The organism is Actimicrobium sp. GrIS 1.19 (genome assembly GCF_035984655.1).
In the GTDB taxonomy this organism is placed as follows: Bacteria; Pseudomonadota; Gammaproteobacteria; order Burkholderiales; family Burkholderiaceae_D; genus Actimicrobium.
This window is the reverse complement of record NZ_JAXCHT010000001.1, coordinates 329,932-352,600: the sequence shown is the minus strand read 5'-3', so window position 1 is coordinate 352,600 and position 22,669 is coordinate 329,932. Positions and strand designations below refer to the sequence as shown.

General features: G+C 57.0%; 23 protein-coding genes. 2 read left to right on the top strand and 21 right to left on the bottom strand.

All coding sequences use genetic code 11. From position 1 onward, the window contains the following. The coding region (locus RCH09_RS01695) for a transposase (RefSeq protein WP_442784990.1) at positions 1-161 on the top strand (161 nt) is incomplete at its 5' end. A 164-nt stretch (positions 162-325) separates the two neighbouring features. Here RCH09_RS01695 and RCH09_RS01690 read toward each other — a convergent pair. The 16 genes from RCH09_RS01690 to RCH09_RS01615 form a co-directional block, all read right to left on the bottom strand. Continuing rightward, positions 326-1,132 carry a PPK2 family polyphosphate kinase gene (locus tag RCH09_RS01690; RefSeq protein ID WP_326939290.1) on the bottom strand — a complete coding sequence of 269 codons (807 nt, stop codon included), beginning with the start codon at positions 1,130-1,132 and terminating at the stop codon, positions 326-328. A 22-nt stretch (positions 1,133-1,154) separates the two neighbouring features. After that, positions 1,155-3,323 carry a choice-of-anchor Q domain-containing protein gene (locus tag RCH09_RS01685; protein WP_326939289.1) on the bottom strand — a complete coding sequence of 723 codons (2,169 nt, stop codon included), beginning with the start codon at positions 3,321-3,323 and terminating at the stop codon, positions 1,155-1,157. A gap of 539 nt (positions 3,324-3,862) precedes the next feature. Next, a complete protein-coding gene (locus RCH09_RS01680) occupies positions 3,863-4,285 on the bottom strand; it encodes a F0F1 ATP synthase subunit epsilon (protein WP_326939288.1) in 423 nt (140 codons plus the stop codon). A 70-nt stretch (positions 4,286-4,355) separates the two neighbouring features. Beyond that, positions 4,356-5,756 carry a F0F1 ATP synthase subunit beta gene (gene atpD, locus RCH09_RS01675; RefSeq protein WP_326939287.1) on the bottom strand — a complete coding sequence of 467 codons (1,401 nt, stop codon included), beginning with the start codon at positions 5,754-5,756 and terminating at the stop codon, positions 4,356-4,358. A 219-nt stretch (positions 5,757-5,975) separates the two neighbouring features. Continuing rightward, positions 5,976-6,845, bottom strand: a complete 870-nt coding sequence (gene atpG / locus RCH09_RS01670; RefSeq protein WP_326939285.1) for a F0F1 ATP synthase subunit gamma — start codon at positions 6,843-6,845, stop codon at positions 5,976-5,978. A 30-nt stretch (positions 6,846-6,875) separates the two neighbouring features. Continuing rightward, positions 6,876-8,411: a F0F1 ATP synthase subunit alpha gene (atpA, locus tag RCH09_RS01665; RefSeq protein WP_326939284.1), complete on the bottom strand. Its 1,536-nt coding sequence runs from the start codon at positions 8,409-8,411 to the stop codon at positions 6,876-6,878. A 56-nt stretch (positions 8,412-8,467) separates the two neighbouring features. After that, the gene (locus RCH09_RS01660; RefSeq protein WP_326939283.1) at positions 8,468-9,001 is read right to left on the bottom strand and encodes a F0F1 ATP synthase subunit delta; all 534 of its coding nucleotides are present in this window, start codon (positions 8,999-9,001) and stop codon (positions 8,468-8,470) included. 2 nt (positions 9,002-9,003) lie between these two features. Then, entirely contained in the window at positions 9,004-9,474 is a 471-nt protein-coding gene (locus tag RCH09_RS01655; RefSeq protein WP_326939282.1) for a F0F1 ATP synthase subunit B, read from the bottom strand. Positions 9,475-9,540: 66 nt separating this feature from the next. Beyond that, positions 9,541-9,780 (bottom strand): F0F1 ATP synthase subunit C, encoded by a 240-nt coding sequence (gene atpE, locus RCH09_RS01650; protein ID WP_326939281.1) that lies wholly within the window; start codon positions 9,778-9,780, stop codon positions 9,541-9,543. 87 nt (positions 9,781-9,867) lie between these two features. Next, entirely contained in the window at positions 9,868-10,695 is an 828-nt protein-coding gene (atpB, locus tag RCH09_RS01645; RefSeq protein WP_442784989.1) for a F0F1 ATP synthase subunit A, read from the bottom strand. 16 nt (positions 10,696-10,711) lie between these two features. Then, on the bottom strand, positions 10,712-11,050 hold the full coding sequence (locus RCH09_RS01640) for an ATP synthase subunit I (RefSeq protein WP_326939279.1): 339 nt from the start codon (positions 11,048-11,050) through the stop codon (positions 10,712-10,714). A gap of 200 nt (positions 11,051-11,250) precedes the next feature. After that, a complete protein-coding gene (locus tag RCH09_RS01635) occupies positions 11,251-12,144 on the bottom strand; it encodes a ParB/RepB/Spo0J family partition protein (protein WP_326939301.1) in 894 nt (297 codons plus the stop codon). A 7-nt stretch (positions 12,145-12,151) separates the two neighbouring features. Next, entirely contained in the window at positions 12,152-12,922 is a 771-nt protein-coding gene (locus RCH09_RS01630; protein WP_326939278.1) for a ParA family protein, read from the bottom strand. Positions 12,923-12,964: 42 nt separating this feature from the next. Further along, positions 12,965-13,627, bottom strand: a complete 663-nt coding sequence (gene rsmG, locus RCH09_RS01625) for a 16S rRNA (guanine(527)-N(7))-methyltransferase RsmG (RefSeq protein WP_326939277.1) — start codon at positions 13,625-13,627, stop codon at positions 12,965-12,967. A 12-nt stretch (positions 13,628-13,639) separates the two neighbouring features. Further along, on the bottom strand, positions 13,640-15,577 hold the full coding sequence (gene mnmG / locus RCH09_RS01620; RefSeq protein WP_326939276.1) for a tRNA uridine-5-carboxymethylaminomethyl(34) synthesis enzyme MnmG: 1,938 nt from the start codon (positions 15,575-15,577) through the stop codon (positions 13,640-13,642). Positions 15,578-15,682: 105 nt separating this feature from the next. Continuing rightward, on the bottom strand, positions 15,683-16,363 hold the full coding sequence (locus RCH09_RS01615; protein ID WP_326939275.1) for a hypothetical protein: 681 nt from the start codon (positions 16,361-16,363) through the stop codon (positions 15,683-15,685). 219 nt (positions 16,364-16,582) lie between these two features. Between RCH09_RS01615 and RCH09_RS01610 the strand changes: the two genes are divergently transcribed. Then, entirely contained in the window at positions 16,583-17,758 is a 1,176-nt protein-coding gene (locus RCH09_RS01610) for an iron-containing alcohol dehydrogenase (protein ID WP_326939274.1), read from the top strand. Here the strand turns inward: RCH09_RS01610 and RCH09_RS01605 are convergent, their stop codons facing one another. From RCH09_RS01605 to RCH09_RS01585, 5 genes are all read right to left on the bottom strand, one after another. Further along, complete coding sequence (locus RCH09_RS01605; RefSeq protein WP_326939273.1) at positions 17,759-18,721, bottom strand: branched-chain amino acid ABC transporter permease; 963 nt, start codon at positions 18,719-18,721, stop codon at positions 17,759-17,761. 98 nt (positions 18,722-18,819) lie between these two features. Then, a complete protein-coding gene (locus RCH09_RS01600) occupies positions 18,820-19,704 on the bottom strand; it encodes a branched-chain amino acid ABC transporter permease (protein WP_326939271.1) in 885 nt (294 codons plus the stop codon). Between the two features lie 125 nt (positions 19,705-19,829). Beyond that, positions 19,830-21,038, bottom strand: coding sequence for an ABC transporter substrate-binding protein (locus RCH09_RS01595; protein WP_326939300.1), 1,209 nt, complete (start codon positions 21,036-21,038; stop codon positions 19,830-19,832). A gap of 67 nt (positions 21,039-21,105) precedes the next feature. Then, entirely contained in the window at positions 21,106-21,816 is a 711-nt protein-coding gene (locus RCH09_RS01590; protein WP_326939270.1) for an ABC transporter ATP-binding protein, read from the bottom strand. Then, positions 21,816-22,586, bottom strand: a complete 771-nt coding sequence (locus RCH09_RS01585; protein ID WP_326939269.1) for an ABC transporter ATP-binding protein — start codon at positions 22,584-22,586, stop codon at positions 21,816-21,818. The genes RCH09_RS01590 and RCH09_RS01585 overlap by 1 nt, the downstream gene beginning before the upstream one ends. Between the last annotated feature and the right edge of the window lie 83 nt (positions 22,587-22,669).

Here is a 22,669-nt window from a genome sequence, read left to right as displayed (position 1 = left end):
CGCAGGTACGGGCGCGGGTGGAGCATCCGTTCCACGTCGTCAAGAACATCTTCAAATACAAAAAGACGCGCTACAAGGGATTGGCCAAGAACGACGCGCAGCTCAATATCTTGTTTGCCTTGAGTAACCTGTACATGGCAAGGGGACAGTTACGCCCATAGTGGGCACGGTGGCGCTAAGTGCGCCGGGAAACGCCTCGAAAGAGGTGTGAAACTTGAAAAAGTGGATGCGACCACAGGAAAAATCGCAAACGTTCGACGTAACGCGAACAAAAAATCCGCGCTACGCCGTCGAACAGGCGGAATTCGATTTGTTCCGCGTTTCCTTAGGTAATTTTCAGTTCAAGCAGTTCTGGTTTCGCGGGCGGATAGGACAGCTTCATCCCCTCCAGGACTTCGAGCACAATCGTGCCAATCGCCAGATTGCGGTGCGTCTTCGAATCGGCAGGGATAATAAACCACGGCGCGTGATCGGCATCGGTTGCATTGATGGCGGTCGCATAGGCTTGCTGATACTCGTCCCATGACTTGCGCTCGACCAGATCCTGCGGATCGAATTTCCAGTTTTTTTCTGGATCGGCGATGCGCTCTTCCAACCGTGCTTTTTGCGCGTCTTTCGAAATATGCAGGAAGAACTTGAGGATGACCGTGCCGGTTTCGGCCAGCATGCGCTCGAAATCGCGGATGTGGGCCATGCGGCGTTCGCTTTCGGCCTTGTCGATCCACCCATGCACATTGGTGATGAGGACGTCTTCGTAGTGACTGCGGTTAAAGATCACGATTTCACCTTGCGCCGGCACCTGTGCATGAATCCGCCAGAGGAAATCATGTTCGCGTTCGACGACTGTTGGCGCCTTGAACGGAACGCTGCGTATGCCCAGCGGATCGGTACGACCGAAAACTTCCTTGACCGTGCCGTCCTTGCCGGAAGTATCCATCCCCTGCAAGACGATCAGTAATTTGCGTGCGTGGGCCGCGAAGAAAACATTCTGGACTGCCGCAATTCGCTGCGCGAGGTCTTCGACGGCTAACTTGTCCTTGGCCTTGTCGCCACTGGACAATGGCTTGGCTGCCGCATCGGCATCCGTAATCTTTTGGGACTTGCTGGGGCGGAACTGATTGCTGGTTTTCATGCGTTCTGTTTGTCTCTCATTGTTATCGTTCAAAGGCCCCGATATCCTTGGCCGCACCGCGCGGGCGCGAGACGAGGCCGGTGAGATCGTCGTTGACGGTGATCGGTGTGGCCTGGGTGGCGGCGTCGATGGCGACGCTGCCCGCGCCAAGGGCCAGGGTGGCGGTCAGTTTCGGATCGCCATACAGTCCGGTGCTGTCCCGCGCCAGCGTACTCCACCCGTTGCCATTGGCCCAGTACAAATTACGCTTGAAGTCGAGATAGCTGTCCGACGAGCCCTCGTTGGCGTAATAGCTTGAGCTGGCCAGCGTGGCTGGTCCGGCGGCAAACAGGTTGTCGTAGATCCGGATGGTGCCGGTCGGACTGTAGTTGCCCCAGGTATTGAGCACCTGGGCATTGCCGGAGCCGCTGACGACACGGTCGTTGTCATAGAACGTGTTGAACGCAATCGTCATGTTCATGTTTTGCGAGATGGTGTTGATGCGCAGGCCAGAGTAGGTCGCACCGGTGACGACATTGTTCCAGATCGTGCCGGAGATGATGCTGTCGGCCAAATTCAGACCGTATTTGCCGGAGCCGTCGAACCAGTTGTGATGCACCTGCATGCCGCTGAAGCCCGCCCAGTTGGCCGGGAAGCCTACGTAGTTATTGCCCGCCAGGCCGACATTGTCGAACATCTGCAGCAGGTTGCCGCCGGTGATGTTGTGCACCCAGTTGAAGCCGACGTCCCAGTTGGTGGCGCCGGAATCGATATAGATGCCGTGGTTTTCCAGCGCACCGACACAGGCGATGTCATGGATGTTGTTGCCATACACCTTGACGTTGTTGCCGTGTCCCGCCACGCCGCCGCCCATGGCGTTGCCCGGTGCGGCCAGCGTCGACGGCCATGGGCCGAGTTCATTGTTGACCACGCGCCATGGGCCGGCGCCGTATTGCACATTGAGTGGCGCCGCGTCGGAACTGGCGGTGGCACTGACATCCATGCGCAGGTTGGAAATCGAGACCCAGTCACCGGTGGTGGCGTAGTAAGCCGAGTTCGGCCCCTGGATGCCGCCCTTGACGCCGGACGGCGTCGAGTAATGCACATCCTCGATGGCGTTGCCGCTGACTGGCCCCGGATAGGCGGTAATGTGAATCCAGCCGGTCCTGGCAGCGCCGGTCGGTGCGGAACCCTGTTGCTGGGTGTCGCGGAAGCGCAGCCAGGCGCCATCGAAGCCGGTGTCGGACCAGTTACCGCCACGGATGACGACATGGTCGCCCGCCTGGAGCGTGCCATAGGCGCCGCCACGTGCGCTGGTTTGCAGATAGCGCCACGGCTTGCTGATGTCGCCGGCGACGGCGGTGCTGTCGTTGCCGTTCAGGGCGACGAACAGGATGCGGCCCGGATTGGGCGTGAAGGTCTGGTCGACATTGCTGGTCACGCCGTTGACGACGACGCTGATCGGCAGCGCGGTGCCGGCAACAGCATTGCCGAGATTGCCAACCTGCACAGTGAGTTGCTGCAGGCCGAGCTTGCTGCCGACCTTGGCGGTGCCGAGATAACGGTAATTGGCGACTTCGCTGCCACCGATATAGACCTTGGTGGTCGTGCCCATGCCGCTGGAGCCGAAGTTGTTGCCGAAGATCGACAGGTAGGCGCCATTGTTGCCTTCACCGCCGGTCACCGGACCGCTGACGGCGTCGATGTAGCGGACGTACGGGGCGCCGGTAATGGGAATGATTGGAACGAACGTTGCCGTCGCGCTGGTGCTGGCCGACAGCGCGACCGTGCAGGACGGGTTGCTGCCACTGCAGCTGCCGCTCCAGTGATTGAAGGCATAGCCGGACAGTGCTTGCGCGGCCAGCACGACACTGGTTCCTGTGCCGAAGGTCGCGCTACAGCTGGCACCCGAAGCGCAGGTGATGCCGTTAGCGGTCGAACTGACTGTGCCGCCGACACTGCTGGTGAGAGATAACACTGTAGTTGTACCAGACTGTTCAGCGGGTGCATTCCCGGAGGTCTGATCAGGTGCGCTCATGGCCATGTCGTCAGCCGATGCTTCGGGCGCCGCGGCAGCGCTGTCCGGCGCGGCATTCGTCTGCGCAGTCTGGTTGAAAGTAGTGGTGTCGACTGCGGCGCTGGTCGCTCCGCCGCCGCCACCGCAGCCACTCGTGCAAAGGGCCGCCAGCAAGAGCACTGGCAGATAGCGCATTGCCTGCTTACTTTTTTTCGCCGCGAGGGGCAAGTTCGATGCTGCGTGCGGGGTTGAGTCTGCGATTGTCATACTTGTCCGTGATGATGGATTCCCCAGGCGGCGGCGTGTCGTGTTGTAGCTTGAGGGTCTGGTTTCATAAGGCGCCATGGGTCCGTGCCCGGGGAGCCGGTTTGTCCATGTCGGCGGGAGCCGAGGCAAGCGTGTGCTCCTGCTGCGGTCGCTTCCCTTCAGGTCCTGCTCGCTCACACCAAGCCCTGAGCGAACCATGCACCTGCATGAAAACTTATCGCCACCATGCCGGATGTCATTGATTTGAAGATTTATTTTGCCGGTACATCAATAATCTTCCGCGCCATAAACCAAATCTGTAGCGTTGGCACATCACTGTCTGTTGGCGCAGAAGTGCCCATGTTCTTGTCAATACCGCGTTTTGTTCTCTGTTGATCGATGAGACTCCTGTCCGTACGGAAAAATGGACGAAAAAAAGGCAGCCAGGGCTGCCTTTCACACGACCTCCGCTCTCGCGGAAATACGTTTTAACGCTTTTGACGCAGACGCTGGATTGCGGCCAATTGGGCAATCGCTACCGACAACTCGGCTTGGGCAGCCGCGTAATCGATCTTCGATTCACGGTTGACCAGGGCTTCTTCGGCCATCCGCTTTGCTTCAGTGGCCTTCGCTTCGTCCAGATCGCTGCCGCGGATCGCCGTGTCTGCCAGTACCGTCACGGTATTCGGCTGAACCTCAAGGATGCCACCGGCAACAAACACCAGTTCCATCTCATCCTTGCCAGGAATCTTGATCCGTACAGTGCCTGGCTTGATGCGGGTGATCAACGGCGTATGACGCGGATAAATCCCCAGTTCGCCGGACTCGCCCGGCAACGCAACGAATTCGGCTTCACCCGAAAAAATCTGCATCTCGGCCGAAACTACATCAACGTGAATAGTGTGTGCCATCTTGGAACCTTCTCTGTGCATTGCTTCAGTCATCGGACAACAGGCGTCGTGGGACGCCTGTCAGCGTCGATTACTGAGTCTTCTTGGCTTTTTCGATTGCTTCTTCGATCGTGCCGACCATGTAGAACGCTTGTTCCGGCAGGTGATCGAGTTCACCGGATGCGATCATCTTGAAGCCCTTGATCGTGTCCTTGAGCGAAACGTATTTTCCTGGCGAACCAGTAAATACTTCGGCCACGTGGAACGGCTGCGACAGGAAACGCTGCATTTTACGGGCGCGTGCGACGAGCAATTTGTCTTCCGGCGCCAATTCGTCCATGCCCAGAATCGCAATGATGTCGCGCAGTTCCTTGTAACGCTGCAGCGTGCCTTGAACAGCGCGTGCAGTGTCGTAGTGGTCCTGGCCAACGACCAGCGGATCAAGCTGACGCGAGGTCGAGTCAAGTGGATCAACTGCAGGATAAATACCCAGCGAAGCGATGTCACGCGAGAGCACGACGGTGGAGTCCAAATGGGCAAACGTGGTAGCTGGCGACGGATCGGTCAAGTCATCGGCTGGCACGTAGACGGCCTGAATCGATGTGATCGAGCCGACTTTGGTCGACGTGATGCGCTCTTGCAGACGGCCCATCTCTTCGGCCAGCGTTGGCTGGTATCCCACTGCGGATGGCATACGACCAAGCAGCGCGGATACTTCGGTACCGGCCAACGTGAAGCGATAAATGTTATCGACGAAGAACAAAACGTCCTTGCCTTCATCGCGGAAGCTCTCGGCGATCGTCAAACCGGTCAGCGCGACACGCAGACGGTTGCCTGGCGGTTCATTCATCTGACCGTACACCATCGCGACTTTCGAGTTCTCCGGATTTTCCAGATCGACGACTTTCGCATCAGCCATCTCGTGGTAGAAGTCATTGCCTTCACGAGTACGCTCGCCGACACCGGCGAACACTGACAGACCGCTGTGGGCCTTGGCGATGTTGTTGATCAGTTCCATCATGTTCACGGTCTTGCCCACGCCGGCACCGCCGAACAGGCCGACTTTACCGCCCTTGGCAAACGGACAAACCAGATCGATCACCTTGATGCCGGTTTCGAGCAGATCTTGCGATGGGGACAATTCATCATAGGCAGGCGCCTTGCGGTGAATCGATGCCGTCTGTTCGTGGCTGACCGGACCGCATTCGTCGATCGGGTTACCCAGCACGTCCATGATGCGGCCCAATGTTGCTTTGCCGACCGGTACCGTAATTGGCTTGCCGGTATTTTGAATGATCATGCCGCGGCGCAAACCGTCGGAAGTACCGAGCGCAATGGTGCGGACGATACCGTCGCCAAGTTGCTGCTGCACTTCCAGCGTCAGTTCCGAGCCTTCCATTTTCAAGGCGTCATACACCTTGGGCATCGCGTTACGCGGGAACTCAACGTCCACCACTGCGCCGATACACTGAACGATTTTGCCGTCAGCCATGTTGGATCCTTCAAAAGTAATTTAAATTCTTTGGCAGCTCCCCGGTTCATCCTCCGCTGATGCGAGGGCGGACCGTCGGGCTGCTTCATCTTTTTGCTTGCTGCTGTGTTCGTCTGCCTGGGCCTGTCGGTCCGTGCACGCAGTTGCGTTGGCTGAGACCAGTTGCGTAGTGGGTCGGTGGTCGTCTTGCGCGACGCATCGACCCCGCCATGCCGCTGATTAAACTGCCGCCGCTCCCGCCACAATCTCCGACAATTCCTTGGTAATCGCTGCCTGCCGCGTCTTGTTGTACACCAGCTTGAGCTCACCAATCACGTTGCCGGCATTGTCGCTCGCGGACTTCATCGCGACCATCCGCGCCGATTGCTCGGACGCCATGTTTTCGGCAACCGCCTGGAAGATCAGCGCCTCGACATAACGCACCAGCAATTCGTCAATGACGGCCTGCGGATCCGGTTCGTAAATGTAGTCCCAGGCGTGACTGCCCTTGTCCGCTTCCATCTTTTCCGATGTCAGTGGGAGCAATTGCTCCAGCGTTGCTTCCTGGCGCATCGTATTGATGAACTTGGTATAGACCAGGTACACCGCATCAAGCTGACCTTCCTGATAGGCATCGAGCAGCACCTTGACAGGGCCGATCAGCTTGTCGAGATGTGGCGCGTCGCCCAATTGCACGGCGTGCGCGACAACGGTGGCACCGATACGGTTGAGAAAACCGAAGCCCTTGTTGCCAATCGCAACGGCATCAACCTTGTTGCCCTTGCTTTCGACATCACGCAATTTGGTCGTCAACAGACGCAATGCATTGGTATTCAGGCCGCCACACAATCCCTTGTCGGTGGTGACGACGATGAACCCAACGCGCTTGGCGTTTTCCTGCTTGACCAGAAACGGATGCGTGTATTCAGGATTGGCTTGCGCCAGGTTCGCTGCGATATTACGAATTTTCTCGCTGTATGGACGGGCCGCACGCATCCGCTCCTGCGCCTTGCGCATCTTGGAAGCGGCAACCATTTCCATCGCCTTGGTGATCTTCTTCGTATTTTCTACGCTCTTGATCTTGCCACGGATTTCTTTGCCTGAAGCCATGCGTAATTACTCCTTATGCACAGGTTGGGGTCAGAACGATTTCTTGAAATCAGCAACAGCGGCGGCCAGTGCAACTTCACCGTCCTTGTCGAGTTGCTTGGTCTCTTCAATCTTCTGCAGCAGATCGGCGTGGCTGCTTTTCATGAAACCATGCAGACCGGCTTCGAAGGCGAGCACTTTTTTGACTTCAACATCGTCGAGGTAACCCTTGTTGACGGCAAACAGCGAACACGCCATCAACGAGATCGACAGTGGCGAATACTGTGCCTGCTTCAGCAATTCCGTCACGCGGGCGCCGCGGTCGAGCTGTTTGCGGGTCGATGCATCAAGGTCTGATGCAAATTGTGCAAAGGCAGCCAATTCACGATACTGCGCCAAGTCGGTACGAATACCGCCGGACAGGTTCTTGATCACTTTGGTCTGCGCTGCACCACCCACACGCGACACCGAAATACCGGCGTTAATCGCTGGACGAATACCGGCGTTGAACAGGGAGGTCTCAAGGAAAATCTGGCCGTCAGTGATCGAAATCACGTTGGTTGGCACGAACGCGGAGACGTCGCCGGCTTGCGTTTCAATGATCGGCAGCGCCGTCAGCGAACCGGTTTTGCCCTTGACTTCGCCTTTGGTGAAATCTTCGACGTACTTTGGATTGACGCGTGCTGCGCGCTCCAGCAAACGGCTGTGGAGGTAGAACACGTCGCCGGGATAGGCTTCGCGGCCTGGCGGACGACGCAGCAGCAGCGACACCTGACGGTACGCAACAGCTTGCTTCGACAAATCGTCGTACACGATCAAGGCGTCTTCGCCACGATCACGGAAGTATTCGCCCATCGCGCAACCGGCATACGGTGCGACGAATTGCATTGCAGCGGACTCGGAAGCCGATGCCGCAACCACGATCGTGTATTCCATCGCATTGTGCAGCTCAAGCGAGCGCACGATATTCTTGATCGACGATGCTTTTTGGCCGATCGCGACATAGATACATGTCACGCCCTGGCCTTTTTGGTTGATGATCGCATCGATCGCCACCGCGGTCTTGCCGGTTTGACGGTCGCCGATGATCAGTTCGCGTTGACCGCGTCCGATTGGCACCATTGCATCGATCGATTTCAGACCAGTTTGCATTGGCTGCGACACCGATTGGCGTGCAATCACGCCTGGCGCGATTTTTTCGATTGGCGCCGACAGCTTGGCGTTGATCGGGCCTTTGCCGTCGATCGGCTGACCGAGCGCATTGACCACGCGACCGCACAGCTCAGGGCCAATTGGCACTTCCAGAATGCGGCCGGTACATTTGACCGTATCGCCTTCGGAGATGTGCTCGTAGTCGCCCAGGATCACGGAACCGACCGAGTCGCGCTCCAGGTTCAGTGCGAGACCGAAGGTGTTGCCTGGGAATTCCAGCATCTCGCCTTGCATCACGTCGGACAGACCGTGGATGCGGCAGATACCATCGGACACGGAAATAACCGTACCCTGATTGCGGATCTCGGCGCTGTCGGCCAGACCTTGAATCCGGCTCTTGATCAGCTCGCTGATTTCGGACGGGTTGAGTTGCATATAAACTCCTAAAATTATTCTATGTGCTCAGGCAAACGCAGAGCGACGCGGCAGACCTACGCTGTCAGCGCAAGCTGCATCTGTTGCAGCTTGGCGCGCACCGACGTATCGAGCACTTCATCAGCGACAACAACGCGCACACCACCAATCAGCGACGGATCAACCGTCACCAACGGATTGAGTTTGCGACCGAATTTCTTTTCAAGCGTGGCAATCAATTCACTGACTTGCGTCGTCGACAGGTCAAACGCGCTGACAATCTCCGCATCGGCAGCACCTTCCAAGGTATTTTTCAATACCTGGAATTGCACGTCGATTTCAGGCAACAAACCCAGTCGGCCGTTTTCGATCAACATGCTGATGAAGTTTTTGGCTTCAGCACTGACCGGCGATTTGATCGCCGACAGGAATGTTGATTCGACATCGGCATCGGCGATTTTCGGATTGTGCGCAAAAGCCTGCAGATCCGGATTCGCCGCGACCTGTGCCATTTCGGCAACCAGACTTGACCAGACAGCCAGATCGGCTCCCTTGGCGACACGGAACAATGCTTCTGCGTACGGGCGGGCAATCGTTGCGAGTTCTGCCATGATTACAGCTCGGTTTTCAGTTGGTTCAACAAATCGGCGTGCACAGCAGCGTTGACTTCGCGCTTCAAGATCTGTTCAGCACCTTTCACCGCCAGCGTGGCTACCTGATCGCGCAATGCTTCGCGCGCCTGGGTCACTTGCTGGTCGGCGTCGGCTTTGGCTGCAGCGAGGATACGCGCGGCTTCGGCCGATGCTGTGTGCTTGGCTTCGTCAATGATGCCCTGGGCGCGCTTCTCAGCATCGCTGATCCGCTTTTGGCCGGCATCGTTCGCCGATGCCAACTGTGCCTGGACACGCTTTTCTGCGGCGGCCATTTCGGCCTTGCCGCGTTCGGCTGCTGCCAAACCGTCCGAGATCTTCTTGGAGCGCTCGTCGAGCGCTTTTGTCAACGGCGGCCACACGAATTTCATCGTGAAGCCAGCGAGGATGAAGAAGACCACGAACTGTGCAATCAAGGTTGCATTCAGGTTCATGGTAATTTCCTTAGCAGAATACGGTCGGCCAACATCCCGAACCGGGATGCAGCCACGAGAAGCGGATTACTTGAATGGGTTCGAGAATGCGAACAACATCGCAATACCAACACCAATCAGGAACGCAGCATCGATCAGACCAGCCAGCAGAAACATTTTGGTTTGAAGCGTATTCATCAATTCAGGCTGACGTGCCGATGCTTCGAGGTATTTGCCGCCCATGATACCGATACCGATACAAGCGCCGATTGCGCCCAGGCCAATAATCAAACCGCAGGCCAAAGCTACAAATGAGAGGTCAGTCATCACAATTCCTTCAAAGTTAAAGTAAATATAAAAATCAAATCAAAAAACCAGCAACGCGATACCACAATTTTCAAAACCTGAAACCACTTAGTGCCCTTCGTGCGCCTGACCGATATATACCAGCGTCAACATCATGAAGATGAACGCTTGCAGGAAAACAATCAGGATATGGAAGATGGCCCAGATGGAACCGGCAAATACATGGCCGATAAATCCGAATGCAGTCGCGGTGGAGCCAAGCAAAGCGATCAGCAGGAACAGCAACTCGCCGGCATACATGTTGCCGAACAGCCGCATTGCCAGCGACACGGTCTTGGCCACGAATTCAATTACGTTCAGCAGGAAGTTGAACGGTAGCAGCCAAATACCAAATGGTGCAGCAAACAGTTCATGGATGAAGCCGCCGACGCCCTTGATCTTGATGTTGTAATACATCATCAGGGCGAACACGCCGAGTGCAATCCCCATCGTGCCATTCAGATCGGCGGTCGGGACGACGCGGTGATGCGGGAAGTACTGCTCCACGCCAAGAAGATGAAACAGGCCGGAAAACATGTCGACCGGCAGAAAATCGAGCGAGTTCATCAGTGCAACCCAGACGAAAATGGTCAGTGCCAGCGGCGCGATAAAGCTGCGGTCGCCATGGACAATCGCCTTGGCCTGGTCGTCGACCATTTCGTAGACCATCTCGACAGCGCCTTGAAAACGGCCCGGCACGCCGGATGTCGCTTTGCGCGCTGCCAGATACATCACGAGGCAGCCAACGACGCCAGCAAAAATGGACCAGAAAATGGTATCCACGTTAAGAATGGAAAAATCGACGATTTTGTCCTGATGCCTGGTCGACAGATGACCCAGGTGATGGACGATGTATTCAGAGGCAGTCGGAGCGTGTTCCGCAGCCGCGCCAGCAATCGCTTCAGTCGTCATGTCAGTGCCTAAATAATAAGATGATGTAACTTTTCAGCGCCACGATGAAGGCGGCGAGTAGCGCCAGCCAGTTCAAATCGTGATACAGCCACGCGGTCGCACCCAGAAATGCGACCGTCAACGCAATCTTGACAAATTCACCAACAAAAAATGAGGTGGGATTGGGTTCGCCCGACTTGCGCGTATCAGAGAACAAACGCAGCGCAAACAACCCATTTGGTATCACACAACATAATCCCCCCAACAGTGCCGACCAGAAACCAGGCATTCCGATCATGGCACCGGCAATCAGACTTACGACCAGCGTCGCCGCGAATTGCATTAACACTACGCGCAACATGCTTGTCCAAGGTCGTGGGTTCATTGCCAGTCGCCTGGATCACAATGAACGTCTGAATGATGTTTGAAGGGGGGGTATTCGGAAGCCGTTGGATTATAAGTGCTTTCCGAAGCAACCGTCAATTACTTGGTGCCCCATAAACTGGCATTGCTCGAAACCATTGCGCGAAATGCCGCAACGGCGGCTTTATTTGGTGCGTGCTATGTAGAAACACGAAGGCGTGCAATGACACCATCAAGCGCATCGAGGTCGGAGAAGTCAATAATTACCTGGCCTTTGCTGCGTGTACCAAGCTTGATCTGTACCGTTGTCGCGAGGGCGTCCGATAACTCGTCCTCAAGCCGGACAATATCGCGTGATTTCTGTTTTGCCAACTTCGGTGAATTGACCTGTTCGCTGGTCGTGCGCGCCACCAGCTTTTCGGCGTCGCGGACCGACATCCGCTTGGCCACCACCTGATTGGCCAGCGTAATCTGACTCGCAGCGTCAACCGGCAACAGCGCGCGCGCATGCCCCATATCGATGTCCCCAGCCATCAACATGGTTTGCACTGGCTTGGCAAGGTTGAGCAATCGCAAAAGGTTTGAGACCGCGCTGCGCGATCGCCCAACCGCGCTGGCAGCCTGCTCGTGCGTGAAGTCAAAATCGCTGATCAGGCGTTGAATCCCCTGCGCTTCCTCAAGCGGATTGAGGTCTTCGCGCTGGATATTTTCGATCAACGCCATTGCCGCTGCGGTCTGGTCGTCGACATCCTTGACCAGCACTGGCACTTCGGTCAGGCCGGCCAGTTGTGCGGCCCGAAAGCGACGCTCTCCGGCGATGATCTCGTAGCGCTCGGCGCCGTCCCGGGGCGCGATTGGCCGAACCAGAATCGCCTGCAGCAGTCCCTGTGCCTTGATCGAGGCGGCAAGCTCGTTCAGCGCCCCCTCGTCCATGCGCGTGCGTGGCTGATATTTACCCGCCTGCATGACACTGATCGCCAGCGTCGAGGGTGCACCCGGCACATCAGGCATGGTCTCGTTCATGTCGCCTGGACCGCCCAGCAGCGCTTCAAGACCGCGGCCGAGGCCGCCTTTATGTTTTTTCGTGACCATGGCTTCTTTACATTGTTTTGATACGTTCGACCATTTCGACGCCAAACGCGATATACGCTTGCGCACCTTTGGAGGTCGGATCGAAGTTGACACCCGGCATGCCATACGACGGCGCTTCGGCCAGCCGAATGTTGCGCGGGATCAGGGTTTTGAATACCTTGTCGCCGAAATGCTGCTCAAGCTGCGCCGATACCTGCTGTGACAGGGTCATGCGTGGATCAAACATCACCCTTAACAGGCCGATGATTTTCAGGTCCGTATTCAGCTTGGCGTGCACTTTCTTGATCGTGTTGACCAAATCAGACAAGCCCTCGAGCGCGTAATACTCGCACTGCATCGGAATGATTACGCCGTGCGCAGAGCACAATCCGTTCAGGGTCAGCATCGACAATGCCGGCGGGCAGTCGATCAGGATGAAATCATATTCCTGGGCAACCAGAGCCAACGCATCCTTGAGGCGCTTTTCGCGATTGTCGAGCTGCACCATTTCGACTTCTGCGCCAGCCAGCTCGCGATTCGCCGGCAACACGTCGAAACCGCCTGTCTCGGACTTCAGGCGGGCGCTGGCGACGTCTGAAATCCCCAGCAGCACCTCGTACGTCGAGGCCTTCAACGTAGCCTTGTTGATACCCGCGCCCATCGTTGCATTGCCTTGCGGATCGAGATCGACCAACAGCACGCGCTGGCGAACCTGGGCCAGACCGGCAGCGAGGTTAACTGCGGTGGTGGTCTTGCCTACGCCGCCCTTCTGGTTTGCAATGCAGAATATTTTGGCCATTGGTTTTTCGTTGATCGTGAATCGGATGCCCGGATCGTCCTGTCAGGCACTTTCTCTTTGAATAAAAACCAAATGGCGTTCAGCCTGCAATCCAGGAACCGCCAATGGACGCACTTCGGTAACGATCCACCCAGCCGGCAGGCGCGAGATCTCCTCGTCCGGCCTGACGCCTTTCATTGCAATGAACTGGCCGCCTGCGGCCAGCAGGTGCGCCGACCAGTTCACAAAATCGGACAGGTCTGCAAAGGCACGCGAGGTGATGACATCGAAGGGCTGGCTAACGATCAATTGCTCCACCCGCGCGGTGTGCACAGTGACGTTGCTCAGGCCCAGTTCAACCTTGGCCTGGGTCAAAAATGCGGTCTTCTTGTGGACCGTGTCGATCATGGAGATGCGCATCCCGGGGGCCGCTTGCAGCGCCCAAATCGCCAACACCATGCCAGGCAGCCCGCCGCCCGCGCCGACATCCAGTACATGTTTCACGTGGAAAAACGCGGGGAGTATCGCCAGCGAGTCGAGCAGGTGCTGGACGACCATTTGCTTCGGATCGCGCACGGCCGTCAGGTTATAGACGGCATTCCACTTGCTGAGCAGCGCGAGATAGTCAATCAGGCGCCCAATGGTGTCCGGGTTGAGTGCAAGGCCGAGTTCGTCACTCCCTTCCTGTAGCGTTTTTGTCAGGGCACCCCGGTCAAATTGCGTCATTGTCGGGCCGCCTTATGCTGCAACATCGGTCACCACCGGGACAGAAGCAAACTCCTTGAAGCCGCCTTTCTTCAAGTGCACCAACAACAACGAAATCGCGGCCGGCGTCACACCGGAAATGCGCGATGCCTGGCCAAGCGTTTCGGGCCGCTGTTGATGCAATTTCTGGCGAACTTCCGTCGACAGAGCAGGAACGCCGAGATAATCGAATCCGCTCGGCAGCTTGAGGTGTTCGTAGTACTCGTGGCGCTCGATTTCCTTGGCTTGTCGATCGATATACCCGGCGTACTTCAACTGGATCTCGATCTGCTCTCGCACCACGGGATCATCCACGCCGACACCGGCCAACGGCTGCCCGTCGGTTCCGGTCAGACTGAGCACGGCGGCATAACTGATGTTCGGACGCCGCAGCAGGTCGGCAAGCGCATACTCGCGCTCAATCGGCTTCCCCAGAACGCGCTCGGCTTCAGCGTCGGATAACACTTTCGGACTAACCCAGGTGGAACGCAGTCGCTCAAGCTCCCTCGCCACCGCTTCGCGCTTGCGCTCGAAGGCGGCCCATTGCACGTCGCCGACGCAACCAAGTTCCCGACCAATCTCGGTCAAGCGCATGTCGGCGTTATCTTCGCGCAGACTCAGGCGATATTCGGCGCGGCTCGTGAACATCCGGTAAGGCTCCTGCACACCCTGTGTGATCAGATCATCGACCAACACGCCGAGGTAGGCCTGGTCCCGGCCCGGTGTCCAGGCGGCCCTCCCCTGCGTCTGCAGGGCTGCATTCAAGCCAGCCAGCATGCCCTGTGCTGCCGCCTCTTCGTAGCCGGTTGTGCCGTTAATTTGTCCTGCAAAGAACAACCCCTGGATGGCCTTGGTTTCGAGCGAGGCCTTCAGACCACGCGGATCGAAATAATCGTATTCGATCGCATAGCCGGGACGCAGGATGTGCGCACGCTCGAGGCCGACCATCGATTGCACCAGTGCCAGCTGCACATCAAAGGGCAGACTGGTCGAGATCCCGTTCGGGTAGAACTCGTGCGTGGTCAGGCCCTCTGGCTCAAGAAATATCTGATGCGAAGCCTTGCCAGCGAAACGATGAATCTTGTCTTCGATGGATGGACAATAGCGCGGGCCGACACCTTCGATCACTCCGGTGTACATGGGGCTGCGATCGAGCCCCGCGCGAATGATGTCGTGGGTGCGCTCATTGGTGTGGGTAATCCAGCACGGCAATTGACGCGGGTGCATCGCGGCGGTGCCCATCACGGAAAACACCGGCACCGGATCGAGGTCGCCAGGCTGCTCCTGCATGACTGAAAAATCAATGGTGCGTCCATCCAGACGTGGCGGCGTGCCGGTTTTCAGGCGCCCCTGCGGCAGGCGCAACTCCTTGAGGCGCGCCGACAATGAAACGGCAGGTGGGTCACCAGCCCTCCCGGCGGCGTAATTATTCAGTCCAACGTGGATTTTCCCATCGAGAAAAGTGCCGGCCGTCAGCACGACTGAACGACTGCGGAAACGAATGCCAATCTGTGTGTCGGCACCGACAACACGCTCGCCTTCCACGATCAGGTCATCGACCGCTTGCTGGAACAACCACAAATTTGGCTGATTTTCCAACCGGGAGCGGATCGCCTGCTTGTACATGATGCGGTCGGCTTGGGCGCGGGTGGCCCGCACGGCCGGACCTTTTGATGAGTTCAATATGCGAAATTGAATACCCGCTTCGTCAGTGGCGATTGCCATCGCACCACCCATTGCGTCAACTTCTCGAACCAAGTGCCCTTTGCCAATCCCGCCGATGGAAGGATTGCAGGACATCTGCCCAAGCGTTTCAATGTTGTGCGTCAGGAGCAATGTAGTTTGCCCCATACGGGCCGAGGCCAATGCAGCCTCGGTACCCGCGTGACCGCCGCCTACCACGATGACGTCAAATTCTGATGGATATTGCATATTTCGCCCGATGGACGGTGAACAGAGGCGAGATTATAAAGTCTTTTCGACCCTGCAAGCCGATCCAATGTTGGAACCGCGCGACGCATGTTTCACGTGAAACCTTCAGCGCATCCAGCGTAGCAGGACCGAGCCCACGATCAGGATCACCCCCGCAGCGACGAACACCTGCCCCCATTGCAGACGGCTCGATGAAAGGACCGGCGCCGCCCCACGCGCGCGAACCACCGGAGATGCATTCGGCGCCCTCGTGCCAGCGATTTCCGGACGGCCCTTCTCCAATGGCACGTAAAAATCGACACTGGTGATTTTGGGGGCCTGAGAAACGTGAACATCTTTCTCGAGTGGCAACAAATCATCATCGACCCCGAGAGCGGCATCCTGCACTAACGGCGCATGCGATGGCGTGGGCGGGATCGGCAGCGCAATTTCAGCCGGCATATCGAGATCAAAGTCACCTTCGGCGTCAAAGGAAATGATCGTGACCGGATCCATCGGATCCTGCTGCAGAAAGCGATCAATCACCTCCGGCTCGAAATGATCTGGCACGACGTTGTCTTCTTTAAGCAGTACTTCAAAGATCAGGTGCTTTTTGGCCAGACTGGCAAGCGCCCTCTCGAAGCGCTCGTCAGCAAGACCCTTCAGTTTTTCGCGTAGCGCGATATATGGTGTGATGCCATCAATGACAATCAGCGCGAGACGCTCGCTTTGCGTCAAGCCATGCATTTTTGTTTGGATTTCAGCGCGCCCGGCTTCGGTACGCTGAAAAATTGCTGAGTCGTGCACCGTAGTCCTCACTCTTATTTTGCGTGTTTCACGTGAAACAATCCGACCCGATTGGATAACTTCCCGAATCACCGCCGTAACATGCGACCGCTTCCAGGCGTTCTCGACGACAAGCCCTGAAGCTGGGGCAAAACCGGGATGATTCGATCGACAACATTCTACCGCGGCGAGCTACTGCACAGTAAAATTGCACCAAGATGACCGTTACAGGAAGCATAAATGAACACCAACCTAGCCACGAAGCCTTTTTCGTTCGACACCGTTCCCAGCATTCTTTGTCAACAAGGCGCGGCGGGCGAGCTCGGCGCTATTCTTTCTGAAAAATTTCCCGGGGTCCGTCGCGTTCTGATTGTCACCGATCCAGGCTTTCTGGCCACCGGCTTGGTAGATTCCCCCGTTGCGTCCCTGACGAGCGCCAAATTCGAGGTCACTGTATTCGCCGAAGTTGTCGCCGACCCGCCCGAAGCCGTGGTCCTGCGTGCAGCCGCTGCGGCGCGAGAACAGCAAGTCGAACTCGTCATCGGGCTCGGCGGAGGTAGCTCTATGGACGTCGCAAAGCTGATCGCAATCCTCGTTGCCAGCGACCAGCCGCTCCAGAAAATGTACGGCATAGGCAACGTCACAGGCAAGCGTCTGCCACTGGTTCAAATTCCGACCACCGCAGGAACAGGCTCCGAGGTAACACCGATTTCCATCGTTACCACCGGAGCAACGACCAAGATGGGCGTTGTCTCGCCGCGCTTATACGCTGACCTGGCGATCCTTGACGCCACACTGACCACAGGCTTACCGCCGCACGTCACTGCAGCCACTGGCATCGATGCAATGGTCCATGCGATTGAAGCCTATACCACCAGGCACAAGAAAAACCCCCTGTCGGACGCCCTCGCCCGCCAGGCATTGGGACTGATAGCAACCAACCTGCGGGTGGCCTGCACGGATGGAACGAATCTTGCGGCGCGTGAAGCGATGCTGCTTGGTGCGATGCTCGCGGGGCAGGCATTTGCCAATGCGCCCTGTGCCGCAGTGCACGCACTGGCCTACCCGATCGGGGGAATTTTCCACGTGCCGCACGGGCTGTCCAATTCACTGGTGCTACCACATGTACTCCGATTCAACGCCCCGGACGCATGCGGGCTGTATGCAGAGCTGGCCGACTTGATTGTGCCGGGTGTGAATGGATCACCGGAATCCCGTTGCAACGCCTTGATCGCGTCGATGGAACAATTGGCTATCGAGGTGGGAATCGCAACGCGACTGCGAGACGTCGGCATCGGCGAATCGGATCTTGATCGACTCGCTGACGATGCCATGCTACAAACGCGGCTGCTTGGAAACAACCCGCGCGCGGTCAGCCGTGATGATGCGCGACGTATCTACGCCGCTGCAATGTGATCAGCTGCGTTTGAAACGTGCTGCCAGTTCGCCGACAATCCCGCGACGGAACACCAGCACGCAGATAATGAAGATGAGGCCAATGACAATCGTCACCGATTCACCGATGGAGCGAAACCACTCGATCTGGGTGACGGTTGCCAACCAGTCACCGGCGTCACCCAGTTTGTTCTCCAGCGCGATGATGATTACCGCGCCGACGATCGGGCCGACCAACGTTCCAAGGCCGCCCACCAGAGTCATCAACACCACCAGTCCGGACATTGACCAATGCACGTCCGTCAGTGTCTCGAAACCCAGCACCAGCGTCTTGGTCGCGCCGGCAAGCCCAGACAAGCCGGCCGACAGGACGAATGCCAATAACTTGTACTTGTTCACGTCGTAGCCGAGGGAAATGGCGCGCGGTTCGTTCTCCTTGATGGCCTTGAGTACCTGACCAAAGTGCGAATGGACGATACGCATGATGAGGGCGTAGCCGCCCACCGCGATCGCCAACACCAGGAAATACAGCGTGGTGTCGTTGGACAAATCGATCAAGCCAAGTAATTTGCCGCGAGGCACGCCCTGCAAGCCATCTTCACCGCCGGTGAACTTCGCCTGTAAAAACACGAAGTACAACATCTGGGCCAGCGCCAGCGTAATCATGGTGAAATAAATCCCCTGCCGACGAATCGCCAGGCTGCCAACCATCAAACCAATCAGCGCGCCTGCCAGCGACCCGGCCAGGATACCGAGCTCGGGAGACAACCCCATTTTGGTCATCGCATAACCCGCGACGTACCCGGCGCCGCCAAAGAAGATTGCGTGTCCGAACGACAACAACCCGGTAAATCCGATCAACAGGTTAAATGCACAAGCAAACAGTGCAAAGCACAACACCTTCATCAGAAACACCGGGTACACCAAATAGGGCGCGCACAGCAATGCGACCAGGACGATTCCGTAACCGATTATCTTGTTCATACTTTCAAGCTCCATTGCGGCAGCGGAGTCACCCTGCCCTGATCAATCCGTTGTGGTTACGCAAGCCAGTCTTGTTGCTGGCCGACAGCAACTGCTCACTATTTTTCTTTGCCAAACAGCCCGGCAGGACGAATCATCAGCACGATTGCCATGACGATGAACACCACCGTCGCCGACAGCTCAGGATAAAAGACGCGGGTGAGACCTTCGATGATTCCCAGTCCGAGTCCGGTTAGAATGGACCCCAGAATCGACCCCATGCCGCCAATCACGACCACCGCGAACACGACGATAATCAGGTTCGAGCCCATCAGCGGCGAGACCTGGATCACCGGCGCCGCCAGTACACCGGCAAATGCAGCCAGGGCAACACCGAAGCCGTAGGTCAGCGTGACCATCAACGGCACATTGATCCCGAATGCCTCAACCAGTTTCGGGTTTTCGGTGCCCGCACGCAGATAGGCGCCCAGGCGGGTCTTCTCGATAACAAACCAGGTCGCGAAACAGACTGTCAGCGACGCCAGAACGACCCAGGCTCGATAATTCGGCAAAACCATGAAGCCAAGGTCGGTTGCGCCTGCCAATGCGTCCGGCACCGAATACGGCTGCCCGGACACACCATAAATTGAACGGAAAATGCCTTCCAACATCAACGTGATGCCGAATGTCAGCAACAGGCCGTAGAGATGGTCCAGCTTGTACAGCCAGCGCAGCATGGTTTTTTCCACGATGATGCCGAACACACCGACCACCAGCGGGCCGACCACAAGCATCACCCAGTAGCTCAACCCGAAATAGGTCAAGCCAATCCAGGCGGCGAAGGCACCCAGCATGTACAGGGCGCCGTGAGCGAAGTTAATTACGTTAAGCAGGCCAAAGATAACCGCCAGGCCCAACGACAACATTGCATAAAACGAGCCATTGACCAGCCCCAGCAACAGCTGGCTCATCATTGCCTGAAGGGGAACGCCGAAAATTTCCATGGCAAATTCAAAGAAAAGAACACCCGGGAAGGCCCGGGTGAGAATGCAAAAAATTGGCGCGCTGGGAAACCGGAGCGGTCGACCGCGACCGCACTGACAGCATCAACGCGCCGGCGTTGCCCGACTTATTTCCAGCTCGCGCACTTGCTTTCGGCTTTCGTGGTGAACGCTTCGTCACCAGGAATCTTCTGGATGACTTTGTAGTAATCCCATGGATATTTCGATTCCGCCGGCGTCTTCACCTGCATCAGATACATTTCATGAATCATGCTGCCGTCGCCGCGGATGTAGCCACCCTTTGCGTACATGTCGTTGACCTTGGCCTTGCGCATTTCGGCCAACACCTTCTCGCTGTCATCCGAACCGGCAGCCTTGACGGCGTTGAGATACGTCAGCGTTGCCGAGTAATCCGCAGCCTGCAAACTCGACGGCATCTTTTTCATTTTTTCGAAATAGCGGCGCGACCATTTGCGCGACTCATCGCTTTGATCCCAGTACCAGCTGTCGGTCAGGTACATGCCCTGGGTCAGCTTCGGCGTCAGGGAATGCACGTCGTTGATAAACATCAGCAAACCGGCCAACTTCATGGTCTTGGTCACGCCGAATTCATTGGCTGCCTTGATCGCGTTGATGGTGTCGCCGCCCGCGTTGGCGAGACCGAGGATCTGCGCTTTCGAAGCTTGTGCCTGCAACAGGAACGATGAGAAGTCGGACGCTGACAGTGGATGCTTGACGGAGCCGGCAACCGTACCGCCGTTCGCCTTGACCACCGTTGTCGTGTCATTCTCCAGCGATGCGCCAAACGCGTAATCCGCCGTCAAAAAGAACCAGCTCTTGCCACCTTGTTTGACCACTGCTGCGCCGGTACCCTTGGCCAGCGCCACGGTGTCATAGGCGTAGTGAATCGTGTAGGGTGTGCATTCCTCGTTGGTCAGGCGGGCGCTGCCGGCGCCGATCGAGATGAATGGCTTTTTCTTTTCGAGAGCAACCTTTGACATGGCCAGGTTGGTACCCGAATTGGTGCCGCCGATCAGCACGTCGACACCCTGTTGGTCAAACCATTCGCGCGCCTTGCTGGCGGCGATGTCGGCCTTGTTCTGGTGGTCAGCCGATACCACTTCGATTTTCTTGCCGTTGACGGTGCCACCGAAATCCGCGATCGCCATCTTGATGGCTGCGGCGCCACCCTGGCCGTCGATGTCCGAATACAGGCCGGAGATATCGGTAATGAACCCGATCTTCACGACATCGCCGGAGATTTGCGCACCCGCGCTACCGGCGACTGCCATTGCAACCGAACCAGCGACTGCCAGTGCCATGGTCTTGCGTTTGATTGTTTTTGCTTTGGTCAACATTGTCTCTTCTCCTAGGATATGAACAGCTTGCAGAACATTGTCGCAGTCAGACGCCCAACAACTCATTGAGCACGGGCATTTTGGCTTCCAGCTCGGCGGAAGCAAAAGTCTCGACAATCTGACCATGCTCAACCACATAAAACCGGCCCGCCAGCGGTGCCGCGAAACGGAAATTCTGTTCGACCATCACGATGGTGTAACCCTTGGCCTTGAGCATCGTGATCATCCGCCCGAGCGCCTGCACGATGACCGGCGCCAGGCCCTCCGAAATCTCATCCAGCAGCAACAACCGGGCGCCGGTACGCAGAATGCGCGCCACTGCCAGCATCTGCTGCTCACCACCCGACAAACGGGTTCCCTGGATGAACCGGCGTTCCTTCAGATTTGGAAACATGGCGTAGATCTCGTCAACCGACATGCCTTTGTCAGTCTTCGATACCGGTGGCGGCAACATCAGGTTTTCTTCGGCTGACAAGGAGGAAAAAATGCCGCGCTCCTCCGGGCAATATCCGACACCCAGATGCGCAACCTTGTGCGTGGGCATGCCGACCGCCTCCACGCCGCCGATTTTGATCGAGCCCTTGCGCGTTCCTGTCAGGCCCATGATCGCGCGCAGGATGGTGCTGCGGCCAGCGCCATTACGGCCCAGCAAGGTAACTACTTCACCTTGATCGACCGACAGATTCACGTCATGCAAAATGTGTGATTCGCCGTACCACGCGTGCAGGTTGGAAATCTCCAGTGCTTTCACCGCCATCAATGGGCTCCTTCGAGTGCGCCGGTGCTTGTACCCATATAGGCTTCCATCACTTGCGGATTACTTGAGACTTCCTCGTAGCGGCCTTCGGCCAGCATTGCTCCGCGTTGCAGAACGGAGATGCGATCACAGATGCCGGCGACGACTTTCATGTTGTGCTCGACCATCAGAATGGTGCGACCAGCAGATACCTTCTTGATCAAGGCCGTCACGCGGTCGACGTCTTCGTGGCCCATGCCCTGGGTTGGCTCATCGAGCAGCATCAGCTCGGGATCCATTGCCAGCGTCGTGGCAATTTCCAGCGCGCGTTTGCGGCCGTAGGGTAAATCGACGGTGATGGTATCGGCAAATTCGGACAAATCGACTTCAGCCAGGAGCGCCATCGCCCGATCATTGAGGCTGGCCAGACTGCGTTCGCTTTTCCAGAAATGGAAGGAGGTGCCGAGCGATCTTTGCAAGCCGATGCGAACATTCTCCATCACGGAAAGGTGCGGAAACACAGCTGAAATCTGGAACGATCGAATCACACCCTGACGCGCAATTTGCGCCGGCTGAGCCGAAGTAATATCTTTTCCATTGAACAAAATCTGGCCCGAAGTCGGGACCAGAAACTTTGTCAGTAAATTGAAGCAGGTGGTCTTGCCAGCACCATTGGGCCCGATCAATGCGTGAATATGCCCACGCTGGACGCGCAGATTCACGGCATTGACTGCGGTGAAACCCTTGAACTCTTTGGTCAGGCTTTTTGTTTCGAGGATGACGTCGGTCATCGTGTCTCCTGTTGCTTATTTTTTGTGCAGCGGGATTTTTTTATAGATAGTACAAGTGACAATACCATCAAACAATACCGTAT